This window comes from Pseudomonas sp. SDO55104_S430 (assembly GCF_054070595.1).
In genome coordinates this window covers 1-23,319 of record NZ_JBSVXG010000067.1, presented here as the reverse complement: position 1 = coordinate 23,319, position 23,319 = coordinate 1, and the positions used below count along the sequence as shown (strand labels likewise).

Sequence of the window (23,319 nt, the reverse complement as noted above, 5' to 3'; positions counted from 1 at the left end):
TTTGTGGGAGCGAGCCTGCTCGCGATGGTCGTGAACGCTTACGCGGGCATTCAGTAAGCCAACGTTATCGTTGACCACCATCGCGAGCATGCTCGCTCCTACAGGGCCGTTGTCAAACCCACCCGCTGCTCTGCATCGCCTTGTACACCGCGACAATCGCCAGAATGAAGAACGCCGAAGCCGCCAGTCGGCGAATCAGTGTCAGTGGCAGTTTGTCCGCCGCGAAGTTACCCGCCAATACCACCGGCACGTTGGCAATCAGCATGCCGACGGTGGTGCCGATGATCACCAGCCACAATTCCGGATACTGCGCCGCGAGCATCACAGTGGCGATCTGGGTCTTGTCACCGATTTCAGCCAGGAAGAACGCAATCAGCGTGGTCACGAACGGCCCGAACTTGCGGGCGGTGCTGGCTTCGTCGTCATCCATCTTGTCCGGCACCAGGGTCCACAGGGCGGTCGCCGCGAAGCTCACCGCGAGGATCCAGTGCAATAACGTGTCCGAGAAGAAACTGCCGACCCAGGCGCCTACCGCGCCAGCAGCTGCGTGGTTGGCCAGGGTCGCGGCAACGATGCCGGCGATGATCGGCCAAGGCTTGCGGAAGCGGGCAGCGAGAATGAGCGCGAGCAGTTGCGTCTTGTCGCCGATTTCGGCCAAGGCAACGATTGCGGTGGGGACCAGTAATGAATCCAGCATCAGGGGTTTTCCTAAGGGGCGGGTCGACACGGCTATGACACGTACAGCCTTCCCGCCCCGGGTAAGGTGTGCGTGTCATAGGTCTTGTCAAACCCTGCGATCCGTCTGATGCGGTCGCTTGGGTCGCATGCGCCATGGTCTGAGGACCAAGTATGTTGACGCACGCCGGACGAGCATGGCGCTCGTGGGAGACTACTCCCCTAGGACGGAGCGGATTCTGCCTAGGCAAAACCCATCGTGCAAGCACAAATTTCTAGCCGCGTTTGGCCCGGTAGATGCGAAAGCCCTGACCTTCGGCCTTGATTGCGCACACTCCAAGATGCTCTTCGATCAAAGGCTGGTACTTCAGGAAGCTATTGGCGACCAAGCGAAGTTCGCCACCGTTTTTCAGATGTTTCGCGGCTTTTCGCAGCAAGTTTTCCGTCGCCTGATAATCGGTGTGAACGCCGGTATGGAACGGCGGATTGGTCAAAATCGCAGTCAGCCCGGTGGGAGCCGCATCGATCCCGTCCCCGGTAATCACTTCGGCTTCCAGACCATTGGCCGCCAGGGTCAAACGGCTGCTGGCGGCGGCGAACGCATCGACGTCCAGCATCGTGACCTGAGTGTCCGGGTAGCGACGTTTTACCGCAGCCCCCAATACCCCCGCGCCACAACCGAAGTCCAGCAGATGGCCGCTCGGCAGTTTGTCCAGGTGTTCGAGCAGCAGGGCGCTGCCGCGATCCAGGCGGCCGTGGCTGAAGACGCCCGGCAGACTGATGACCTTGAGCGGGCCTTCGGCCAGCGGCAGTTCGTATTCCTGGGCCAGGCTTTCCAGCGATTTGGCCTGGGGAGCATTGTCCACGGTGACCTGCCAGAGTTGGCAATGACGTGCGCTGTCGAGCTTTCTCGGTTTGCCAAACGGGTTCAACTGCTTGGCCGCGCCTTCGATGCCACTGCGTTTTTCCCCCACCAGGAACACCTCGCGACCTTGCAGGCGCGACGCCACGGCGTTGAGCAGGTAGTCGGTCAGATCCTTGGCCTTGGGCAGAAACACCACGGCGCTGTCGAATTCGAACTCAGGCACATTCACGCCAAAGTCGCTGCGCCCGGCAAAGCGCGCTTCCAGCGCGGACTGATCGCCGGCATGCCAGCACCAGCCACGAGCGGCAGGCAGACGGCCAAGCAAATCATCGGCGGGCAGTCCGGCCAGCAGCACGGCACCCTGAAATAATTCGGCCTGACGAAGCAGTACTTCACTGCGCGGATCCATAACTGCTCCTGTGAAAAAAAGTGCGGCAGTTTATCAACTGACGACCCGCAGCGCCTTACCGCTGAAGTAGCCCAGGGCGTTTTCAGTGACCTGGCCCACGATCCGCTGCCGCGCCTCGCGACTGCCCCAGGCGTTGTGCGGGGTGACGATCAGGCGCGGGATATCGCCGGCCAGCAACGGATTACCGTTGACCGGCGGCTCCACGCTCAGCACGTCGGTGGCGGCGCCGCCCAGATGGCCGTTGCGCAAGGCGTCGGCCAGCGCCTGCTCATCGATCAGGCCGCCACGGGCGGTGTTGACCACGAACGCACCGGGCTTCATCGAGGCCAGTTCACGGGCGCCGATGAAGTGCCGGGTATGTTCGTTGAGCGGGCAGTGCAGGGTCAGGGCGTCGATTTGCGGCAGCAGTTCATCCAGCGGCAAACGGTCTGGACGGGCAGGGCGCCCCGGAATCTGGCCCAGCAGAACGCGCATGCCAAAGGCTTCGGCCAGTCGCGCGACGGCGCCACCCAGTTCACCGTGGCCGAGCAGGCCCAGGGTTTTACCTTCCAGTTCGACGATCGGGTAGTCCAGCAGGCAGAACTGTTTGGCCTGCTGCCAGCGACCTTCACCGACGGCTTTCTGGTAATCGGCCAGGCGCGTAGCCAGGTTGAGCAGCAGCATGATGGTGTGCTGCGCAACGGATGGCGTGCCGTAACCCTGGCAGTTACACACGGTGATCCCGTGGGCGCGGGCGGCGGCCAGATCGACGTTATTGGTGCCGGTGGCGGTGATCAGGATCAGCTTCAGATCGGGGCTGGCGGCGATGGCGGCCGCGTCGATCATGATCTTGTTGGTGATGGCGACGGTGGCACCCTTGAGGTGGTCGATCACCTGATCGGGCAAGGTCTGGGAGAACAGTTGCAGTTCGCCGAAACATTGGCGCAGCGGGCTCAGGTCGAGATCGCCAAGATCCAGGGACGGGTGGTCGAGGAAAACGGCGCGGCGGTTGTTCGTCATCAACTGTACCTTTTGTGCAATGAACTGAAGGCGTAATCTGCCGAGCCTAACAGATGAAACAAACAGTTACGCTTGTCCTAAAGGAGCCCCCATGTATTGGACCGAGTTCTTGACCGTTGCCCTGATCCACCTGCTGGCGGTGGCCAGTCCGGGCCCTGACTTTGCCGTGGTGGTACGCGAGAGCGTGACTCACGGTCGTCGGGCCGGCACCTGGACGGCGCTGGGCGTCGGCACGGCGATTTTCCTGCATGTCGGCTATTCACTGCTGGGTATCGGGCTGATCGTGTCCCAGTCGATTGTGCTGTTCAACGCATTGAAGTGGGCCGCCGCGGCCTATCTGCTGTACATCGGCTTCAAGGCGCTGCGTGCGCAACCGGCTAAAGTGGTAACTGACGACCTGCACAAGGAAGCGGGTGAGCGCACGGCCCGTGGCGCTTTCACCTCGGGCTTTGTGACCAACGGTCTCAACCCGAAGGCCACGCTGTTCTTCCTGTCGCTGTTCACGGTAGTGATCAATCCGCACACCCCGCTGACGGTTCAGGCCGGATACGGGATCTACCTGGCAGCTGCGACGGCGACCTGGTTCTGCCTGGTGGCGATGCTGTTCAGCCAGCAGCGCGTACGCGCCGGTTTCGCCCGCATGGGCCATTGGTTCGACCGGACCATGGGCGCGGTGTTGATCGCCATCGGCGTGAAGCTTGCGTTTACCGAAATGCATTAAGCATCCAACTCCTGTAGGAGCGAGCATGCTCGCGATGGTGGTCAACGATAACGCTGGCTTCCTGAATGCCCGCGTAAGCGTTCACGACCATCGCGAGCATGCTCGCTCCTACAGGATGGGTGGGCACAACCCCTGGATGATGGCGCAAAGCTAGCATTTATACGGCTCTGCAAATCATTCCTTTGGCTGATTTGGCCGGCGATAAGGCGCACTAGAGTGCTTACTTTCAGCCACGACCGTGCAGTCAGAAAAAGGGGTTCTCATGTTGCAGACTCGCGTTATCCCCCCAGCCGAAGGCGCTTACCAGTATCCACTGCTGATCAAACGGTTGCTGATGTCCGGAACTCGTTACGAGAAAACCCGGGAAATCGTTTATCGCGATCAGTTGCGCTACAGCTATCCGACACTGATCGAACGTGTCGCGCGCCTGGCCAATGTGCTGACGGCCGCCGGTGTCAAACCCGGTGACACCGTCGCCGTCATGGATTGGGACAGCCATCGCTATCTGGAGTGCATGTTCGCCATTCCGATGATCGGTGCGGTGATCCATACCATCAACGTACGCCTGTCGCCGGAACAGATCCTCTACACCATGAATCACGCCGAGGACCGCTACGTGCTGGTCAACAGCGAGTTCGTGGGCTTGTACAACGCGATCGCCGGGCATCTGACCACCGTCGAGAAAACCCTGCTGCTGACCGACCAGCCGGAAAAGACCGCCGATCTGCCGAACCTGATCGGCGAGTACGAGCAGTTACTGGCAGCCGCCAGCCCGAAATACGACTTCCAGGACTTCGACGAAAACTCGGTCGCGACCACCTTCTACACCACCGGTACCACCGGCAATCCCAAGGGCGTGTACTTCACCCATCGGCAACTGGTCCTGCACACCATGGGCGTGTCGACCATCATGGGCGCCATCGACAGTGTGCGGTTGCTGGGCACCAACGATGTGTACATGCCGATCACCCCGATGTTCCACGTGCATGCCTGGGGCCTGCCGTATGTGGCGACCATGCTCGGGCTCAAGCAGGTTTATCCGGGGCGCTACGATCCGGAGTTTCTGGTGGAGCTGTGGCGCAAGGAGAAGGTCACGTTTTCCCACTGCGTGCCGACCATCCTGCAAATGGTCCTCAATGCGAAGGCTGCACAAAATGTCGATTTCGGTGGCTGGAAAATCGTCATCGGCGGCAGTGCGCTCAATCGTGCGCTGTACGAAGCGGCCAAGGCCAAGGGCATTCAGTTGACCGCCGCCTACGGCATGTCGGAAACCGGGCCACTGGTGTCTTGCGCGCACCTCAATGATGAATTGATGGCCGGCACCGAAGACGAGCGCACTACCTACCGGATCAAGGCCGGTGTGCCGGGGCCATTGGTGGAAGCTGCGATCGTCGACTGCGACGGCAATTTCCTCCCCGCCGACGGTGAGACCCAGGGCGAGCTGGTGCTGCGTGCACCGTGGCTCACCGAGGGTTATTTCAACGAACCGCAGAAGGGCGCCGAACTCTGGGCCGGCGGCTGGCTGCATACCGGTGACGTGGCCACTCTGGATAGCATGGGTGTGATCGATATCCGCGACCGGATCAAGGACGTGATCAAGACCGGGGGCGAGTGGATCTCCTCCCTGGACCTCGAAGACCTCATCAGTCGCCATGTGGCGGTACGCGAAGTAGCAGTGGTGGGGATTGCCGATCCGCAGTGGGGCGAGCGTCCGTTTGCCCTGCTGGTGCTGCGTGAAGGCCATGTGGTCGGGGCCAAGGAACTCAAGGAACACCTCAAGCCATTCGTGGAGCTGGGGCACCTGAGCAAGTGGGCGATTCCGAGTCAGATCGCGCTTGTTACTGAAATTCCCAAGACCAGTGTCGGCAAGCTCGACAAGAAGAAAATCCGCCTCGACATCACCGAATGGCAGGCCAACAACAGCACGTTCCTTTCAACGCTTTAATCCTCCTTTGGCGTGCCCTAAAGGGCACGCCAGCCCCACCAAGCAAGCGCTTGGCTTGTCAAATCCGAATTTTCAGCCATCCTTGCCATGCCGACGGTCGTCGGCCTGGCAAAGGACTGTTCCAGAGTGCCTGGCAGGTGCAAATCACACTTTAGAGGGATCAAGCACTACTACCTGCTGGCTATAGTCCGCTCAAGGATTTTTAAGAACGGAGCAAACGCACAAGTCGGGCGATGCAACTTTGGAAGGACTTTGGGAAGCCTTGGCTCCCTGTCATCCAGAGCGTTTTTAGAAGTGCTCACTGCCATAAAAATAAAATGCACATGGAGTAGCGTCGATGACATCAGTAAACCAGTTCTGGCGCCGGGCCAAGTTGCCCCTGGCTGTCAGCCTTGCCTCTACGCTCGCCGGACCCGCATTCGGCGTCAGTTTCAACATCGGAGAAATTGAAGGTCAATTCGACTCGTCCCTGTCGATCGGGGCCAGTTGGTCTACTGAAAGCGCCAACAAGAACCTCATTGGCGTCAACAACGGCGGCAAGGGCCTGTCCCAGACCTCCGATGACGGTCACCTGAACTTCGAGAGCGGCAAGACCTTCTCGAAGATCTTCAAAGGCATCCACGACCTCGAATTGAAGTACGGTGACACCGGCGCCTTCGTCCGTGGCAAATACTGGTACGACTTCGAGCTCAAAGACGATAGCCGTCCTTTCAAAGACATCAGTGACAGCAACCGCAAGGAAGGCGCCAAGTCCGCCGGCGGTCAGATCCTTGATGCCTTCGTCTACCACAACTATTCCATTGCCGAGCAGCCGGGGTCCGTGCGCCTGGGCAAGCAAGTGGTGAGCTGGGGTGAAAGTACTTTCATCGGCAGCGGCATCAACTCGATCAACCCGATCGACGTGTCCGCGTTCCGTCGTCCTGGCGCCGAGATCAAGGAAGGCCTGATCCCGGTCAACATGTTCTACGTGTCCCAGAGCCTGACCGACAATCTGTCGGCCGACGCCTTCTACCAGATCGAATGGGACCAGACCGTCGTCGACAACTGCGGCACCTTCTTCTCCCAGCCTGACATCGTCGCCGACGGTTGCACCAACAACCTGCGCGTGCTGAACAGCCGCTCGACGATTCCGGCCGCCGCGTTGCCGACGCTGACCGCACTGGGCGTCGATGCGAACAGCGAAGGTGTACTGGTACGCCGTGGTCCGGACCGCGATGCGCGGGACAGCGGCCAATGGGGTGCGTCCCTCAAGTACATGTTCGATCCGCTGGACACCGAGTTCGGTGCCTACTTCATGAACTACCACAGCCGTGCGCCGATCTTCAGCGCCACCGGTGCATCCGCCGCGACCTTCGCTCGCGTCGGCGGTCTGCCGGCAGCCTTGCGCCCATTGGCGCCGCTGATCATCGCGGGTAACTCCAGCTACTTCATCGAGTATCCGGAAGACATCCGTCTCTACGGTCTGAGCTTCTCCACCACCCTGCCTACCGGTACGGCGTGGAGCGGTGAGATCAGCTACCGTCCGAACGCGCCGGTACAGCTCAACACCACCGACATCCTGTTTGCCGGTGTGCGTCCTCTGGGCGGTGCGCTGACCAACGCTTCGCTGCTCAACGGCGTACCGGGTCAGGACCTGCACGGCTATCGCCGCAAGGAAATCACCCAGTTCCAGACCACCCTGACGCACTTCTTCGATCAGGTCATGGGCGCCAGCCGTCTGACCCTGGTGGGCGAAGTGGGCGTGACTCACGTCGGCGGCCTGGAAAGCACGTCCGACGTCCGTTACGGCCGTGATCCGGTCTACGGTCCAGGCGAACTGCCAGCCACTGGCGGCCAGAACACCTGTATCGCCCTCAACACCAGCACCATCAACGGTGCAGGCCCAGGCACGCCGACCAACAACGTCAGCCGCAATTGCAACGACGAAGGCTTCACCACTTCGACCTCCTGGGGTTATCGCGGTCGTGCGATCTGGGAATACAACGACGTATTCGCCGGCGTGAACCTCAAGCCGAACGTGGCCTGGTCCCACGACGTGAGCGGTTACTCCCCAGGCCCTGGCGGCAACTTCGAGGAAGGTCGCAAAGCGGTCAGCCTGGGTGTCGACGCCGAGTACCAGAACACCTACACCGCAAGCCTGGCGTACACCAACTTCTTCGACGGCAAGTACACCACCGTGGATGACCGCGACTTCGTTGCGCTCAGCTTCGGCGTGAACTTCTAAGCACTCTTTTCAGGACGAGTACACACATGAAAATGACCAAGAGTCTGTTCCACGCCAGTGTCCTGGGACTTTCGCTGCTGGCGACCAGTGTCATGGCGGCGGTCCCGGCGGCCGAAGCGGACAAACTGGGCAAGAGCCTGACCCCGATGGGTGCCGAAATGGCGGGCAACGCCGACGGCTCGATCCCGGCCTGGAAACCGCTGCCGAAGAATGCCGGCACCGTCGACAGCAAGGGCTTCCTGTCCGATCCGTACGCCAGCGAAAAGCCGCTGTTCACCATCACCGCGCAGAACGTCGACCAGTACAAGGACAAGCTTGCTCCAGGCCAGGTCGCGATGTTCAAGCGCTACCCGGAAACCTACAAGATGCCGGTCTATCCGTCCCATCGCGGCGCTACCGTGCCGGATGACGTGTTCGCCGCCATCAAGAAAAACGCCACCAACACCACGCTGGTGTCCGGCGGCAACGGTCTGGAAAACTTCGAAACCGCAGTGCCGTTCCCGATTCCGAAAAGCGGCGTGGAAGTGATCTGGAACCACATCACCCGCTATCGCGGTGGCAGCGTGACCCGTCTGGTGACCCAGGCCACGCCGCAGCCGAACGGCTCCTACAGCCTGGTGTACTTCCAGGACCAGTTCGTGTTCCGTGACCGGATGAAGGATTACGATCCGAAGAACCCTGGCAACATCCTGTTCTACTTCAAGCAGAAAGTGACCGCGCCGGCACGTCTGGCTGGTGGTGTGCTGCTGGTTCACGAGACCCTCGACCAGGTGAAGGAGCCACGTTCGGCGTGGGTCTACAACGCCGGTCAGCGTCGCGTGCGTCGTGCGCCGCAAGTGTCCTATGACGGCCCGGGTACCGCCGCCGACGGCCTGCGTACCTCCGACAACCTGGACATGTTCAACGGTGCGCCGGATCGCTACGACTGGAAGCTGGAAGGCAAGAAAGAGATGTACATCGCGTCCGACAGCTACAAGCTCGACGATCCGAAGCTCAAGTACTCCGACATCCTGAAGGCCGGTCACATCAACCAGGACCTGGCTCGCTACGAGCTGCGCCGCGTCTGGCACATCGTGGCGACCCTGAAGGAAGGCCAGCGCCACATCTACGCCAAGCGTGACTTCTACATCGACGAAGACACCTGGCAAGCGGCGGTGATCGACCACTACGACGGTCGCAACCAGCTCTGGCGCGTGGCGGAAGCCCATGCCCAGGACTACTACAACGTCCAGGTGCCGTGGTACACCCTCGAAGCGCTGTACGACCTGCAATCGGGTCGCTATCTGGCGCTGGGCATGAAGAACGAAGAGAAGCAGGCGTATGACTTCGGCTTCACTGCGAACACTTCGGACTTCACCCCGAACGCGCTGCGTCAGGACGGTATCCGCTAAGCGTCAATCAATCGAAGCTCCTGCCCTTCAAACGCCCCGACTGTTTCGGGGCGTTTTTTTTTTGCGGCCGCTACCTGCCTCCTGTAGGAGCCGAGCTTGCTCGCGATGGTCGTCAACGATAACGCTGGCTGCCTGATACCCCGCGGTGCTCTCGGGTGCATTGCTTCCTGTAGGAGCCGAGCTTGCTCGCGATGGTCGTCAACGATAACGCTGGCTGTCTGACACCCCATGGCGTTCTCGGGTGCATCGCGAGCAAGCTCGGCTCCTACAGGAAGCAGGGCGTTCGGAATGTCCTGTAGTCTTTTTGTAGCCATTTGTAGCAATTATCTTCATTCCCGCATCGTTTACCGCTAGTCTGCGGACATCTGCAACGCCGCCACCCGCAATTCCACAAGAGCCGGCCATGACTGATCTGTCTCCACCACCAGGTCCTGCAAGCGTTGCTGTCGCTGCGTTGGACGGGCGCTTCTACAGGCCGCCATTGCCCGACGGCCATGTGCTGCGTCCGCGGCTTTGCGAGCGTCTGAGCGCGGGGCTGGAGGGGCGGTTGCTGCTGGTCAGCGCCCCGGCGGGGTTTGGCAAGAGTTCGTTGGCGGTGGAGTTCTGCCAGGCGCTGCCGGATCACTGGCAAAGCCTGTGGCTGGGGTTGAGTCCGCGGGACAGTGATCCCGGCCGTTTCCTCGAGCGACTGCTCGAAGGCCTGCAGGACTATTACCCGCAACTGGGCAGGCAGTCCCTGGGGCTGCTGAAAATGCGCCAGCGCCATCAGCCTTTCGCCTTCGAAGAATGGCTGGACGGATTGCTCGACGAGCTCGCTGTACACCTGTCGACGGCGACGCCCTTGCTGCTGGTGCTCGATGACTATCATCTGGCCCAGGGCCCGGTACTCGACCGTTGTCTGCAATTTTTCCTCAATCACCTTCCCGATGGCCTGCTGGTCATGGTCACCAGCCGTCAGCGTCCTGACTGGCATCTTGCACGCCTGCGCCTGTCGCGCCAGCTGCTGGAGTTACACGAGCAGGACCTGCGCCTGACCCACGACGAAGCCCTGAGCCTGCTCGCTCGTCACAGCAGCTCGCTGCGCGGCGAAGCGCTAGAGAAGCTGATCCAGCGCAGTGAAGGCTGGGTCGCCGGCCTGCGTTTCTGGCTGCTGGCGGCGTCGGAAGCCGGCACCCATGGCGAGTTGCCCCAGACGCTGCATGGCGGGGAAGGGCTGATCCGCGACTACCTGCTTGAAGAAGTCATCGATTGCCTGCCCGCAGAAGTGCAGGCTTTCCTCTACGACACCGCGCCTCAGGAACGCTTCTGCAGCGAACTGTGCGACGCGGTTCGCGATGCCCATGACAGCGCCGAAATCCTGCGCTTCCTGGCGGCGCACCAGGTGTTTCTGGTGCCGCTGGACGAACACGGTCACTGGTATCGCTATCACCACCTGTTTTCCGACTTGCTGCGCTCGCGGCCTGCCGCCCAGTCGATGGTGCCGGCTGCGAGCCTGCATTTGCGCGCCTGTCGCTGGTTCAATGCCCAGGGCCTGCTCGACGAAGCCGTGGAACAGGCGTTGCGCGCCGGTCACCTGGATGTCGCGGCGAACCTGGTGCAAAACCTGTCGGAAGAGCAACTGCTGGCCGAGCAGAATGTCGGCATGTTGCTGCGTTGGAAAATGGACTTGCCCGACAGCCTGCTGATCAGCACGCCAAGACTGATCGTGCTTTACAGCTGGGCTTTGGGGCTGGCTTGCCAGCTGGACGCCGCCGAGGAACTGGCCGCGCACCTGAGCCGTTTCCTCCCGGCGCCATCCGCCACCGCGCAGAAGTCGATGTTGGCGCAGTGGCTTGCCTTGAGCGGGATCATCGCCCGCGGTCGTGGCAACCGTGACCTGACGTTGCGCTATTGCAGCGAAGCGCTGGAGAGTCTGCCAGCCAAGCGTTACGGACAGCGCCTGATGTGCCTGTCCACGCTGTCCAACCTGGCAATTGCCGATGGTGATCTGTGGCGTGCACGTCAGTTGAACCGTGATTCCCTGGAGTTGGCGCAGCGGGTCGGCAATCCGTTGTTCGAAGCGCTGACCCATTACGACCGCGCCCGGGTGCTGCAGGCACGAGGGGAAATCCTGCGGTCAATGGACGAGGTCCGGCAGGGTTTGCAACGCCTGAAAGGACTGTCACCGCAGCGCCTGTATGCCGTTCGCGCACGGTTGACCCTATACGAGGGTTTCCTGCTGGCGCTGCGTCAACAGCCGCATGCGGCGCGTCAGCGGCTGCAGGTCGGCCTGAACGAAGCGCGGGCCTGTCGTGATATCAGCGTGCTGATCGGCCATTGCGTGATCGCCCGGCTCGAAGGCAACAGCGGTGAGTTCGCCAGAGCATTCGCCGAACTGGCCGAAGCCGAACGTCTGATGCATATCTGGGACGTGCCGCCGATTTACTACCTGGCGATGATCACCCTGGTCAAATGCGAGCTGTGGCTGGCCCAGGGTCGTATCGATCTGGCCGAGGCCTGGCTGGCGCGACTGGGGCAGACCTACAACGGTGAACACCCGGCGGCACCGCCGGAGTTCCACCCGCAATTGCCGCTGCACATCGAACTGCAGCAGGCCTTGCTGGAAATGATCCAGGTTCAGCCGATGCTGGCCGAAGGACGTCTGAATTCTCTGCACGAGAACGGTCAGCAAACCGGTCGGCAGATGCTCAGCGCGATGGCGTTGACGCATAAAGTCTCGCTGCTGCTCGGCACCGGGCGCGAACCCGAGGCACGCAAGGCATTGGCTCAGGCGCTGGACGCCGCGGCCGGCGGCATTCTGCAACCGTTCGACAAGCTGATGGCGGAGCATCCCGACTGGCTGCGCGGGCAGCTGTTGGGTGGTGCAATGACCACCGTTTCCCAGGATCTGGTGGAAAAGCTTCCGGCGCAGGCCGGACGCCCGTCGCTGGATGCCGCACCGGTGTCCGAGCAACTGAGCACCCGGGAGATGGCCGTTCTGCGCCTGATCGCCCAGGGCTGCTCGAACCAGGAAATCAGCGACCAGCTGTTCATTTCCCTGCACACGGTCAAGACCCACGCCAGCCATATCAACAGCAAACTCGGCGTCGAACGGCGCACACAGGCGGTGGCGCGGGCGAAGGAGCTGGGCGTCCTGGGTTAAGGAATCTTCACGTTACATCGCCTGCTGAATCCCTCGATACTCAAGTGTGCGAAAATCGCCCGTCCCGTTTATCGAGCAGGCTCCGATGTCTCAGCAACCCTCTCTCATTCGCGAAACCTTTCCTGTCGGTCCGTTGCAGTGCAACTGCACGATCATCGGCGATCCGGTCACGAAAAAGGCCATCGTCGTGGATCCGGGCGGCAATCATGAGCTGATCCTTGCCCGACTCGAAGCGCTGGGCCTGAAGCTGGTCAGCATCATCCACACCCACGCGCACCTCGATCACTTCCTGGCGTCCGGCCAGTTGAAGGAGAAAACCGGCGCGACCCTGCATTTGCACAAGGAAGACCAGTTCCTCTGGGACAACCTGGAGATGCAATGCCAGATGTTCGGCGTGCCCTACACGCCGGTGCCGTCGCCGGATCGCTGGCTGGCCGACGATGAAGAGCTGGCCTGCGGCTGCGGCGTTGCCCTGCACACCCCGGGTCACACACCGGGTTCCATGAGCTTCTGGTTTTCGGAGGCTAAACTGCTGATTGCCGGCGACACATTGTTCCGTCGCGGCGTCGGGCGCACGGATTTGTGGGGAGGTGATCAGGCGACGATCGTGCGTTCGATCAAGCAGCGTCTGTACACCCTCGACGAGGAAGCGACCGTAGTGACGGGGCATGGTCCAGACACGCGTCTGGGGGATGAAATGCGCGAGAACCCGTTCGTGCGGGCCTGATTTGTAACAAGCGGAATTTTCACCGGGCGAAATGATCCAACGCCCGCAAGGTGATGTTTACGTCGCTTGCACCACAGAATGAAAAACCAGGAGCACCTTCATGTTCACCAAAAGTCGTCTGATTATTGCTGCTACCGCCGTGGCGATCCTGTCCGGTTGTGCATCGCCCAACCCATACGACAATCAGGGGCAGGCCGACAGCGGCTCCCAAGGCATGAGCAAGACCGCCAAGTACGGCGGCCTGGGCGCTCTGGCCGGTGCCCTGGCCGGTGCCGCGATCGACCACAACAACCGTGGCAAGGGTGCGCTGATCGGCGCAGCGGTTGTGGGTGCGTCCGCTGCCGGTTACGGCTACTACGCCGACCAGCAGGAGAAGAAACTGCGTGCCAGCATGGCCAACACCGGGGTTGAAGTGCAGCGCCAGGGCGATCAGATCAAACTGATCATGCCGGGCAACATCACCTTCGCCACCGACTCGGCGAACATCGCACCAAGCTTCTACCAGCCGCTGAACAACCTGGCCGGCTCGCTGAAAGAGTTCAACCAGAATCAGATTGAAATCGTCGGCTACACCGACAGCACCGGCAGCCGTCAGCACAACATGGACCTGTCCCAGCGCCGCGCCCAGAGCGTCGCCACCTACCTGACCTCACAGGGCGTGAGCGGCACCAACCTGAGCTCCCGTGGCGCAGGCCCGGACAACCCGGTTGCCAGCAACGGCGACGTCAACGGCCGCGCCCAGAACCGCCGCGTAGAGGTCAACCTCAAGGCGATCCCGGGCCAGCAATACGGTGGCCAGCAGCAGGGCAATGTCCAGCAATACCCGTAACACCCCGCCCCGACAAAAAATGCCCGATTCGATGATCGGGCATTTTTTTGTGTGGCCTGTGGTGGCCTAAATCGCGGGCAAGCCCGCTCCCACAGGTTCCGTGGTGGTCACATTATTTGTGTACGACACAAATCCTTGTGGGAGCGGGCTTGCCCGCGATGAGGCCAGATCGGGCAACCGCTTAATTGGCCTCTTTCACCGCACTCAGAAACGCACAAGTGCGCTCCTGCTGCGGATGCTCGAAGATCTGTGCCGGTGTGCCCTGTTCGTGGATCTGCCCCTTGTAGAAGAAGCACACCCGATCAGCGAACTCCCGGGCGAAGCCCATCTGGTGCGTGACCATCAGCATCGTCAGGTTGTGCTCGGCGCCGAGCTTGCGGATTACGTTGAGCACCTCACCGCACAACTCGGGATCGAGCGCCGAGGTGACTTCGTCGAACAGCATGACCTTCGGCCGCATCGCCAACGCCCGGGCAATCGCCACCCGTTGCTGTTGCCCACCGGACAGCTGCGAAGGGTAGTGCCCCAGCTTGCTGCCCAGGCCCACCAGTTCCAGCAATTCCGCCGCCCGCTCGCGGGCTTCGGCGGGCTTCATGCCCAGCACCTGCACCGGCGCTTCGATCACGTTCTGCAACGCGGTCATGTGCGGGAACAGGTTGAAGCTCTGGAACACCATGCCGATCTTGCCGCGCACCCGGCGGATGTGCCGGTCGTTGGCGGGCACCAGCACGCCGTTGCGATTGGGCATGTGGGTCAGCAGATCGTCTTCGATGCGGATCACCCCGTCATCGATGCCTTCCAGAGTCATCAGCACCCGCAACAGCGTGGATTTGCCCGAGCCGCTGGGGCCGATGATCGCGACTTTCTCACCCGGCGTGACATCCAGGTTCAAGTGATCGAGCACCGTGAAGTTGCCATAACTCTTGGTGACGTCCTGGAAGCTGACGATCGGCTTGACCGCCTTCGGTTGTTGCATGGCCGTGGCCTCCTGCGGATGCAGCGGTGTCAGGTTGCCGCGCCGGGAAAGGTCGTGGGAAGTCGAGAGTGGAGAAGTCATTAGCGTAGCTCCAGGCGCAGTTCGAGGCGCCGTACCAGATAAGCCAGGGCGATGCTCAGGGCGAGGAAAAACAGGCCGACCATGGTGATCGGTTCCAGGTAGCGGAAGTTCTCGGAGCCGATGTTCTTGGCCTGCTGCATGATTTCCACCACGGTGATGGCCGACAGCACCGGCGTATCCTTGAGCATCGCCACCAGATAGTTGCCCAGCGGCGGCAGGATCGGCCGCAGAGCCTGGGGCAGGATGATGTTGCGGTAGGCGCTGTACGGCGCGATGTTCAGCGCGGTGACGGCTTCCCATTGCGCCCGTGGCACGGCATCCAGCCCGCCACGATAGACCTCGGCGATGTAGCAGGCGTAATGCACGCCGATGCCGATGATCCCCACCTGCATGGCCGACATGCTCACTCCGTAATTGGGCAGCACGTAGTAGAGGAAATACACCTGGATCAGCAGCGGCGTGCTGCGGATGAATTCGATCGTCCCGGCGATCGGCCACGACAGCCAGTACAGGCGGCTGCGCCGGCCGATGGCGAGAAACAGCCCCAGCACGATGGCGATCAGGAAGCCGATCAGGGTAATGCCCACGGTGTTGAGCGAGGCGCGCAGCAGATCGGGGAGGATCTGCCAGGCATACGTCCAGTCGAACAGATTCATGACAGACCTCCACGCATCCGGCCGCGTGCCAGGCGACGTTCAATGCCGCGCATGCCGAGGTTGATCGCCTGGGCGAGGACGAAATACATCACCAGCGCCAGGCTGAAGATTTCCAGAGTCTGGAAGGTGGCTTGATCCAGTTGCCGAGCGCGAAAGCTCAGGTCGGACAAGGTAATCAGCGACACCAGCGAAGTATTTTTCAGCAGTTCGATCAGCAGGTTGGTACCCGGTGGAATCGCAGCCAGCAGCGCCTGGGGCAGGATGATCCGGCGAAAACGCTTGTAGGCACTGAAATTGAGCGCGGTCGCCGCTTCGTACTGACCCTTGGCTACGGAGCTGATCGCACCGCGCATCACCTCCGCACCGTAAGCGCCGATGTGCAGGCCGAGGCCGACAATCGCCACGCTGTAAGGGCTCAGTTCCAGATTGAACGGCGGCAGCGGCAGCACGAAAAACAGCCAGAACAATTGCACCAGCAACGAAGTGCCGCGAAACACTTCGATGTAGGCGACCGAGAACCAGCTCACCAGCCGCCAGGGCGACATGCGCCCGAGCGCTGCGAGAATCGCCGCGACGATCGCCAGTATCGAACCGAAGAATGTCACCTGGATCGTGACCCAGGCGCCTTGTATCAACAGCGGAAGTAATTCACCCATGGTTCAACATCCCGATTAAGCAGGGAAATAGGCATCGCGCCAAAGCAGCGCCATGCCTGTTTCGACTACTGAGCGCAGAGCTCGGCAGCCGTTTTGCTTGTCACGTTGGATTTGTCGAAACCGAATGGAGCGACCGTCTTGAGGTGCTCTTCGGAGCCCAGCCACTTTTTCAGTTCGGCGTTGACCGCATCGCGCAGGTCCTTGTCTTCCGGGCGGAAGGCGAGGGCGCCATAGCCGGTGTGCGAAGGGTCGTCCTTGAATTCGGTGACCGCTTCGACCTTCTCGCCGCCCTTGGCGGCCAGGCCCTTCATGGTCAGCTGGGTGCCCACGGCGGCATCGGCGCGACCGGCGCGCACGGCCTGCAACTGGGCGGTGGTGTCCGGCACCTGGAGAATCTGTGCGTCTTTCACGCCCGAATCCCGGGCGTATTTCAGGTTCACCGTGCCGGCCATGATCGCCAGCTTCACATCCGGGTTCTTCGCGATGTCTTCATAGCTGTGCAGATTCTTCGGGTTGCCTTTGGCGGTCAGCAGTGCATCGGGCAACTGGTATTGCGGATCGGTGAAAATCACCTGCTTGCAGCGTTCCGGGGTGATGTACATGCCGGCGGCAATCACATCGAAACGCCCGGCACGCAGGCCAGGGATCAGCGAGCCCCATTCGGTCAGCACGCCGTTAACCTGCTTGATACCCATCTTGGCGAAGATGACTTTGGCGATTTCCGGCGATTCACCGGTCACTCGACCGTCGGTTTCGGTGAAGGCGAACGGAGTTTCGTTGGCATAGCCGATGCGGATGCTGCTGTTTTTGGTGATGGTTTCCAGAGTCGTGGCAGCGTGGGCGCCGGCGGCGAGGCCGAACATTGCGCAGGCCACGAACAGGTGACGCAAAGTATGGGAGGTGCGGGAAAGGGAATTGCTCATCGATAAAATCTCCTGTTTCTTGTGGACCCGTCGTCGACGGCTCTGTGTTAGGAGGCAGTGTGACAAGAGCAAAGCGTACGGGAGCTGATACCCGGGATTGGACACCGCAGCCGTACAGATCGATTGGTTTTATTTTTCGGGCTTGGTGAGAAGTCCGGGCATCGACCTTGGACCGAGCATACAAAAGCCCTGCACAACATTGCATTGCACTAGGACAATTGCTTTGCATGGAATCTCGGGAGATGCTGTCGACACGGCCAACCACGCGGGTTCCAGCGCTCATGAATAAATGGAAAGCAGCCCTGGATGCCGCCCGCAGCGGCGAATCCAAATACAAGATTCTGGTGCAGGCCATTGCCGACGACATCGAGCAGGGCGTGCTGGCCAACGATCAGCGCCTGCCGCCGCAGCGCAACGTAGCCGATGCCATGGGCATCAGCGTGCAGACCGTCACCAACGCCTACAAGGAGCTCGAGCGTCAGGGCCTGGTGCGTTGCGAAGTGGGGCGCGGCAGTTTCGTTTCGCGGCGCATGAGCGACCGGGTTGCTACTTACATTCTCGACAGCCCCGAGCGGGCGCTGGTGGATTTTTCCATCGCACGCATCCTCCATACCCGCGAGCACGACCAGTTCTGGCGCGACACCTGCCGGGAGCTCAGCACCGAAGAAGATCAGCCGTGGATTCACGCCTTTCGCCCCATCGCCGGGTTCGAATCCCACCGCGAAGCGGCCGTGCACTGGATCGGCCGCCAGGGTCTCAAGGTCGAGCGTGACGACATCCTGATCACCAACGGCGCGGCCCACGCGATCTTTCTCGCCCTGGCCTCACTGGCCGGGCCCGACGATGTGGTGTTGTGCGAAGGCAGCACCGATCACGGCGTCATCGGCAATTCCCAGGTGCTGGGGTTCACCCTCAAGGGTCTGGAAATGGACCGCTACGGCATCGATCCCGAGCACTTCGAAGACATGTGCAGCAACGAGCGCATCACCGCGCTGGTGTGCACGCCGAACCTGAACAACCCGACCACCACGCTGATGCCGGACAGTCGCCGCCGGGAGATCGCCGAGATCGCCCGGCGCTTCGGTGTGCACATCATCGAGGACGATGTGTACGGCCCGTTGCTCGAAGAGCGCCACGCTCCGCCGATCAGTCATTACCTGCCGGAGCTGTCTTTCTACTGCACCAGCATGACCAAGTCGGTGCTGACCGGTTTGCGCGTGGGTTATCTGGTGATGCCCAAGCGCCTGGCGTTGCGCACCGAGAGCATCCTGCGGGTCAACAGCTGGATGGGTACGCCGATGGTTTCGGAAATTGCCACGCGCTGGATTCGCGACGGTCGCGCCGACACGCTGCTGCGCTTGCAGCGCCAGTTGCTCTCGGTGCGCCAGGCGATGGTCACCGAATACCTGGGCGAGTTCGTGCTGGGCCAACATCCCCATGCCTTGAATGCCTGGGTTGGCATCCCGTCGCATTGGGAGGTCGACAGCCTGGTGCGGGCCCTGCGTCATCGGCACATCGCCGTCACCTCGCCGGACCCGTTCACCGTGCGCGGCACGCCCAAGGCGCGGGCGGTGAGGGTGTGTGTCGGCGCCGAATGCAGCGACGAAGAGGCGCGCGAAGCCCTGATCACCATGCGTGAAATCTTCGGCCAGTACCCGCGGATCCACGATTTTTGAGCGAGAAAAAAGACGCCGAAAAATTTGTCGCTAAATTGCCCTAGTACATTCAGCGCGACAATCCCGCCCTCTTAGACTGCGCCCAACACCTCATCGGGACGCGGTCATGCCAACGCCACAGCTCAACGATGTCTACCTCGCCCGCCAGCGTATCGAAGCGCTGGTGCGGCGCACGCCCATGGAACATTCGCCCAGCCTGTCCCGGCTGCTGGGTGTGCCGGTCTACCTCAAGCTCGAATCCCAGCAGATCACCGGCAGCTTCAAATTGCGCGGTGCGAGCAATGCCGTGGCGCAACTCAGTGCTGAGGAAAAGCGCCGTGGCGTCGTGGCGGCGTCCACCGGTAATCACGGTCGCGCGTTGGCCTATGCCGCGTCCCGTCAGGGCGTGAAGGCGACCATCTGCCTGTCGCAGCTGGTGCCGGCGAACAAGGTCCAGGCCATTCGCGATCTGGGCGCCGAAGTGTGCATCGTCGGCCGTTCCCAGGACGACGCCCAGCGCGAGGCCGAGCGGATCGCCGCCGAACAGGGCGCGATCCTGCTGCCGCCGTTCGATCATCCGGCGATCATCGCCGGGCAGGGCACGCTGGGGCTGGAGATCCTAGAGCAGCAGCCGGACGTCGCCCAGGTGCTGGTGCCGTTGTCCGGTGGCGGCCTGTTCGCCGGCGTGGCGCTGGCGCTGAAAACCGTCAGTCCCCTGATCGTCACCCACGGGATCAGCATGCAGCGCGGCGCGGCGATGTACGCCAGCCTCGAGGCCGGCCATCCGCTGGAAGTCGAGGAGTTGCCGACCCTGGCCGACTCCCTCGGCGGCGGCATCGGCCTGGATAACCGGTACACCTTCAGCATGACCCGCGACACCTGCGATCACCTGCATTTGCTCAGCGAAGCCTCCATCGCCAACGCCATCCGCCATGCCTATCGCGAAGAACGCTTGGTACTGGAAGGCGCGGCTGCGGTGGGGATCGCCGCGCTGCTCGATGGTCTGATCGAGCCTCGCGGCCCGGTCGTGGTGGTGGTCAGCGGGCGCAACGTCGACACCGACCAGCACCTGCGGGTACTCGCCGGAGCCGAGACCTGAAACCGAACAGTAACGACGCCATTGGAGCGCCCGTTGATGAGTGAAATCACCCTGTTGAGCGAAGCCGATCTGCGCGCCTGTGTGGCGCTGGATCTACCCAGCATCGAAGCCATCGAGCAAGCCTTCGTGCTGCTGGCCACCGCCGCCGTGGCGATGCCGCCGATCCTGCGTCTGGACATTCCCGAACACAACGGCGAAGTGGACGTGAAGACCGCTTATTTGCCGGGGCTGGAGCGCTTTGCGATCAAAGTCAGCCCGGGCTTTTTCGATAACCCGAAACTCGGTCTGCCCAGCCTCAACGGCATGATGATGCTGCTGTCGGCGCGCACCGGTCTGCTGGACGCCTTGCTGCTGGATAACGGTTACCTGACCGCCGTGCGTACGGCGGCTGCCGGGGCAGTGGCGGCGCGGGCATTGTCCCGGGCTGACAGCCGCAGCGTGGCGCTGATCGGCGCCGGCGAGCAGGCCGCCTTGCAGTTGCACGCCCTGCGCCTGGTGCGGCCGATCGACAACGTGCGGGTGTGGGCGCGGGACTTGGCCAAGGCCCGGGCCTTCAGTGTCGAGCTGGCCCGTGACACCGGCCTTGCCGTCCAGCCGTGCGCGAGCATCGACGAAGCCATGGCCGAGGTCGACATCGCCATCACTTGCACGCCGAGCCGCGAGCCGTTGATCGATGTGCGCCATCTGCATCCGGGCCTGCACATCACCGCCATGGGCTCGGACGCCGAGCACAAGAATGAAATTTCCCCGCAGGCACTGGCGCAGGTCGACCGCTACGTGGCCGATCGTTTGAGCCAGACCCGCATCCTCGGCGAGTTGCATCACGCCCTCGATGCCGGCTTGGTCAGCGACGAATCGAACTTCGCCGAGCTGGGTCAAGTGCTGGCCGGCCAACGCCCCGGTCGCACGGATGCGGCGCAGGTCACCTTGTGTGATCTGACCGGCACCGGGGCCCAGGACACGGCCATGGCCAATCTTGCGTTCGAGCGTGCGCGCTCGGCGGGCAAGGGTTTCCAGTTCGGCAGCTAAGGGTTTTTTATCCGCGCGTCATTTATCCCGCTTCATCTACAAGAGGGCAGGTGCATGTCTCAGATAGTCGTCAATCTCCCGTTCAGCCGGGAGGAATACGCCCAGCGGCTGGCCAAGGTGCGAGTGGCCATGCAGGCCCAGGGCATCGAGCTGCTGCTGGTCACCGATCCGTCGAACATGGCCTGGCTGACCGGCTATGACGGTTGGTCGTTTTATGTGCACCAGTGCGTGCTGCTGGCGCTGGATGGCGAGCCGGTGTGGTTCGGTCGCGGTCAGGACGCCAACGGTGCCAAGCGCACGGTGTTCATGCAACAGCAGAACATCGTCGGTTACCCGGACATCTACGTGCAGTCCCGCGAGCGCCATCCCATGGACTACCTGTCCCGGGAAGTGATCGCTGCCCGTGGCTGGGACGCGCTGACCATCGGCGTCGAAATGGATAACTACTACTTCAGCGCCGCGGCCTTCCTGTCGCTGCAGAAGAATCTGCCCAAGGCCCGGCTGATCGATGCGGTGGGGCTGGTGAACTGGCAGCGGGCGGTCAAGTCGCCGCAGGAAATCGAATACATGCGCATCGCCGCGCGCATCGTCGAAAAGATGCACGGGCGGATCCTCGAGCGGATCGAACCGGGCATGCGCAAGAACGATCTGGTGGCCGAGATCTACAGCAGCGGCATCCAGGGCGCCGACGGCCATGGCGGTGATTACCCGGCCATCGTGCCGTTGTTGCCCACCGGTGCCGATGCCAGCGCGCCGCACCTGACCTGGGACGATTCGCCGTTCGAAAAGGGTGCGGGTACGTTCTTCGAGATCGCCGGTTGCTACAAGCGTTACCACTGCCCGCTGTCGCGCACCGTGTTTTTGGGCAAGCCGCCGCAGCATTTCCTCGAAGGCGAGAAAGCCGTGGTCGAAGGCATCGCCGCCGGCCTGGAAGCGGCCAAGCCGGGCAACACCACCGGTGACATCGCCGTGGCGTTTTTCAAGGTGCTGGAGAAGTTCGGCATCCACAAGGACAGCCGTTGCGGCTACCCGATCGGTATCAGTTATCCGCCGGATTGGGGCGAGCGCACCATGAGCCTGCGTCCCGGCGACACCAGCGTGTTGCAACCGGGCATGACGTTCCACTTCATGCCGGGCCTGTGGATGGACGATTGGGGGCTGGAAATCACCGAGAGCATTCTGATCACCGACACCGGCGTCGAGACGCTGTGCAACGTGCCACGCCAACTGTTCGTGAAGGATTGAACCATGAGCGATCTGCCTGCCAACCCGATCAGCGCCACCGTGGATTTCACTCGTGAAGGCGTGCAGCACGGGTTTCTCAAGCTGCCGTATTCCCGGGACGATTCGGCCTGGGGCGCGGTGATGATTCCGGTCACGGTGATTGCGCGGGGCGAAGGTCCGACCGCGCTGCTCACCGGCGGCAACCACGGTGACGAATACGAAGGCCCGGTGGCCCTGAGCAAGCTGGCTCAGGGCCTGACGGCTGACGAGGTCAGCGGGCGGGTCATCATCATTCCATTCATGAACACCCCGGCGTTCCATGCCGGGCGGCGCACGTCGCCCATCGACAAGGGCAACCTCAACCGCAGCTTTCCCGGCAAGCCGGACGGCACGGTGACCGAGAAAATCGCCGACTATTTCACCCGCACCTTGTTGCCCCTGGCGGACATCGTGCTGGACATCCACTCCGGCGGGCGCACCCTGGATTTCCTGCCGTTCGCCGCCTGCCATGTGCTGCCGGACAAACAGCAGCAGGCCCGCTGCGAGGCCGGCATGCGCGCGTTCAATGCGCCGTACAGCATGCGCATGCTGGAGTTGGATGCCGGGGCGATGTACGACACCGCCGCCGAATCGCAAGGCAAGGTGTTCGTCACCACCGAACTGGGCGGTGGCGGTTCCTCCACCGCGCGCAGTGTGGCAATTGCCGAGCGTGGCGTGCGCAACCTGCTGGTGCATGCCGGGATTCTTCAGGGCGAGGTGCCTGCGGGGCCATCGGTGATGCTCGACATGCCTGACGGCGATTGCTTCATCGCCAGCGAACACGACGGCCTGCTGGAAATGTGCCGCGATCTGGGCGACAGCGTGGACAAGGGCGAAGTCATCGCCCGGGTCTACGACGCCACCCGTAGCGGCGTGGCGCCGGTGGAGTACCGCGCAGCACGTAGCGGCCTGCTGGCGGCGCGGCATTTTCCGGGGTTGGTGCAGTGTGGCGATACCCTTGCCGTAATCGCGGACATACTGGAGTAATACACCGTCCCCGCCCTGTGGGAGCGAGCCTGCTCGCGATGGCGCAATGTCAGTCAACATGGTTGCG

19 protein-coding genes and 1 riboswitch are annotated in these 23,319 nt (G+C 62.1%); of the genes, 12 read left to right on the top strand and 7 right to left on the bottom strand.

The genetic code is table 11. The features are described 5' to 3' along the window. Positions 1-112: 112 nt before the first annotated feature. The 3 genes from ACW9JE_RS14285 to ACW9JE_RS14275 form a co-directional block, all read right to left on the bottom strand. Positions 113-697, bottom strand: a complete 585-nt coding sequence (locus ACW9JE_RS14285) for a TMEM165/GDT1 family protein (RefSeq protein ID WP_224533562.1) — start codon at positions 695-697, stop codon at positions 113-115. 89 nt (positions 698-786) lie between these two features. Beyond that, a riboswitch (yybP-ykoY riboswitch) is annotated at positions 787-911 on the bottom strand. Between the two features lie 39 nt (positions 912-950). Continuing rightward, positions 951-1,949, bottom strand: coding sequence for a methyltransferase (locus ACW9JE_RS14280; protein ID WP_457433091.1), 999 nt, complete (start codon positions 1,947-1,949; stop codon positions 951-953). A gap of 33 nt (positions 1,950-1,982) precedes the next feature. Beyond that, positions 1,983-2,948: a 2-hydroxyacid dehydrogenase gene (locus tag ACW9JE_RS14275; protein ID WP_457433090.1), complete on the bottom strand. Its 966-nt coding sequence runs from the start codon at positions 2,946-2,948 to the stop codon at positions 1,983-1,985. A 91-nt stretch (positions 2,949-3,039) separates the two neighbouring features. Here ACW9JE_RS14275 and ACW9JE_RS14270 point away from each other — a divergent pair, with 91 nt between their 5' ends. From ACW9JE_RS14270 to ACW9JE_RS14240, 7 genes are all read left to right on the top strand, one after another. Further along, positions 3,040-3,669, top strand: coding sequence for a LysE family translocator (locus tag ACW9JE_RS14270; protein WP_457433089.1), 630 nt, complete (start codon positions 3,040-3,042; stop codon positions 3,667-3,669). Positions 3,670-3,931: 262 nt separating this feature from the next. After that, complete coding sequence (locus ACW9JE_RS14265) at positions 3,932-5,614, top strand: fatty acid--CoA ligase (protein WP_457433088.1); 1,683 nt, start codon at positions 3,932-3,934, stop codon at positions 5,612-5,614. Between the two features lie 337 nt (positions 5,615-5,951). Then, positions 5,952-7,838 (top strand): DUF1302 domain-containing protein, encoded by a 1,887-nt coding sequence (locus ACW9JE_RS14260; RefSeq protein ID WP_224533557.1) that lies wholly within the window; start codon positions 5,952-5,954, stop codon positions 7,836-7,838. A 26-nt stretch (positions 7,839-7,864) separates the two neighbouring features. Continuing rightward, positions 7,865-9,229: a DUF1329 domain-containing protein gene (locus tag ACW9JE_RS14255; RefSeq protein ID WP_224533556.1), complete on the top strand. Its 1,365-nt coding sequence runs from the start codon at positions 7,865-7,867 to the stop codon at positions 9,227-9,229. Positions 9,230-9,632: 403 nt separating this feature from the next. Then, a complete protein-coding gene (locus tag ACW9JE_RS14250; RefSeq protein WP_457433087.1) occupies positions 9,633-12,371 on the top strand; it encodes a LuxR C-terminal-related transcriptional regulator in 2,739 nt (912 codons plus the stop codon). A gap of 85 nt (positions 12,372-12,456) precedes the next feature. Next, the gene (locus ACW9JE_RS14245) at positions 12,457-13,098 is read left to right on the top strand and encodes an MBL fold metallo-hydrolase (RefSeq protein ID WP_224533554.1); all 642 of its coding nucleotides are present in this window, start codon (positions 12,457-12,459) and stop codon (positions 13,096-13,098) included. Positions 13,099-13,198: 100 nt separating this feature from the next. Beyond that, on the top strand, positions 13,199-13,927 hold the full coding sequence (locus ACW9JE_RS14240; protein ID WP_224533553.1) for an OmpA family protein: 729 nt from the start codon (positions 13,199-13,201) through the stop codon (positions 13,925-13,927). Positions 13,928-14,108: 181 nt separating this feature from the next. On the opposite strand, the gene ehuA is transcribed toward ACW9JE_RS14240, so the two are convergent. From ehuA to ehuB, 4 genes are all read right to left on the bottom strand, one after another. After that, positions 14,109-14,903 (bottom strand): ectoine/hydroxyectoine ABC transporter ATP-binding protein EhuA, encoded by a 795-nt coding sequence (ehuA, locus tag ACW9JE_RS14235; RefSeq protein ID WP_224533570.1) that lies wholly within the window; start codon positions 14,901-14,903, stop codon positions 14,109-14,111. A gap of 80 nt (positions 14,904-14,983) precedes the next feature. After that, positions 14,984-15,640, bottom strand: coding sequence for an ectoine/hydroxyectoine ABC transporter permease subunit EhuD (ehuD, locus tag ACW9JE_RS14230; protein ID WP_014753588.1), 657 nt, complete (start codon positions 15,638-15,640; stop codon positions 14,984-14,986). Further along, complete coding sequence (gene ehuC, locus ACW9JE_RS14225) at positions 15,637-16,296, bottom strand: ectoine/hydroxyectoine ABC transporter permease subunit EhuC (RefSeq protein WP_224533552.1); 660 nt, start codon at positions 16,294-16,296, stop codon at positions 15,637-15,639. The genes ehuD and ehuC overlap by 4 nt, the downstream gene beginning before the upstream one ends. Positions 16,297-16,361: 65 nt before the next feature. Further along, a complete protein-coding gene (gene ehuB / locus ACW9JE_RS14220; protein WP_224533551.1) occupies positions 16,362-17,219 on the bottom strand; it encodes an ectoine/hydroxyectoine ABC transporter substrate-binding protein EhuB in 858 nt (285 codons plus the stop codon). A 281-nt stretch (positions 17,220-17,500) separates the two neighbouring features. On the opposite strand from ehuB, the gene ehuR reads away from it, so the two are divergent. From ehuR to doeB, 5 genes are all read left to right on the top strand, one after another. Continuing rightward, on the top strand, positions 17,501-18,895 hold the full coding sequence (gene ehuR, locus ACW9JE_RS14215; protein ID WP_224533550.1) for a MocR-like ectoine utilization transcription factor EhuR: 1,395 nt from the start codon (positions 17,501-17,503) through the stop codon (positions 18,893-18,895). A gap of 106 nt (positions 18,896-19,001) precedes the next feature. Continuing rightward, positions 19,002-19,973 carry a hydroxyectoine utilization dehydratase EutB gene (eutB, locus tag ACW9JE_RS14210; RefSeq protein WP_457433086.1) on the top strand — a complete coding sequence of 324 codons (972 nt, stop codon included), beginning with the start codon at positions 19,002-19,004 and terminating at the stop codon, positions 19,971-19,973. A 36-nt stretch (positions 19,974-20,009) separates the two neighbouring features. Then, a complete protein-coding gene (gene eutC / locus ACW9JE_RS14205; RefSeq protein ID WP_457433084.1) occupies positions 20,010-21,002 on the top strand; it encodes an ectoine utilization protein EutC in 993 nt (330 codons plus the stop codon). A 54-nt stretch (positions 21,003-21,056) separates the two neighbouring features. Further along, positions 21,057-22,247 carry an ectoine hydrolase DoeA gene (doeA, locus tag ACW9JE_RS14200; protein WP_457433083.1) on the top strand — a complete coding sequence of 397 codons (1,191 nt, stop codon included), beginning with the start codon at positions 21,057-21,059 and terminating at the stop codon, positions 22,245-22,247. 3 nt (positions 22,248-22,250) lie between these two features. Further along, a complete protein-coding gene (gene doeB / locus ACW9JE_RS14195; RefSeq protein ID WP_457433082.1) occupies positions 22,251-23,252 on the top strand; it encodes a N(2)-acetyl-L-2,4-diaminobutanoate deacetylase DoeB in 1,002 nt (333 codons plus the stop codon). The last annotated feature ends 67 nt before the right edge of the window (positions 23,253-23,319 follow it).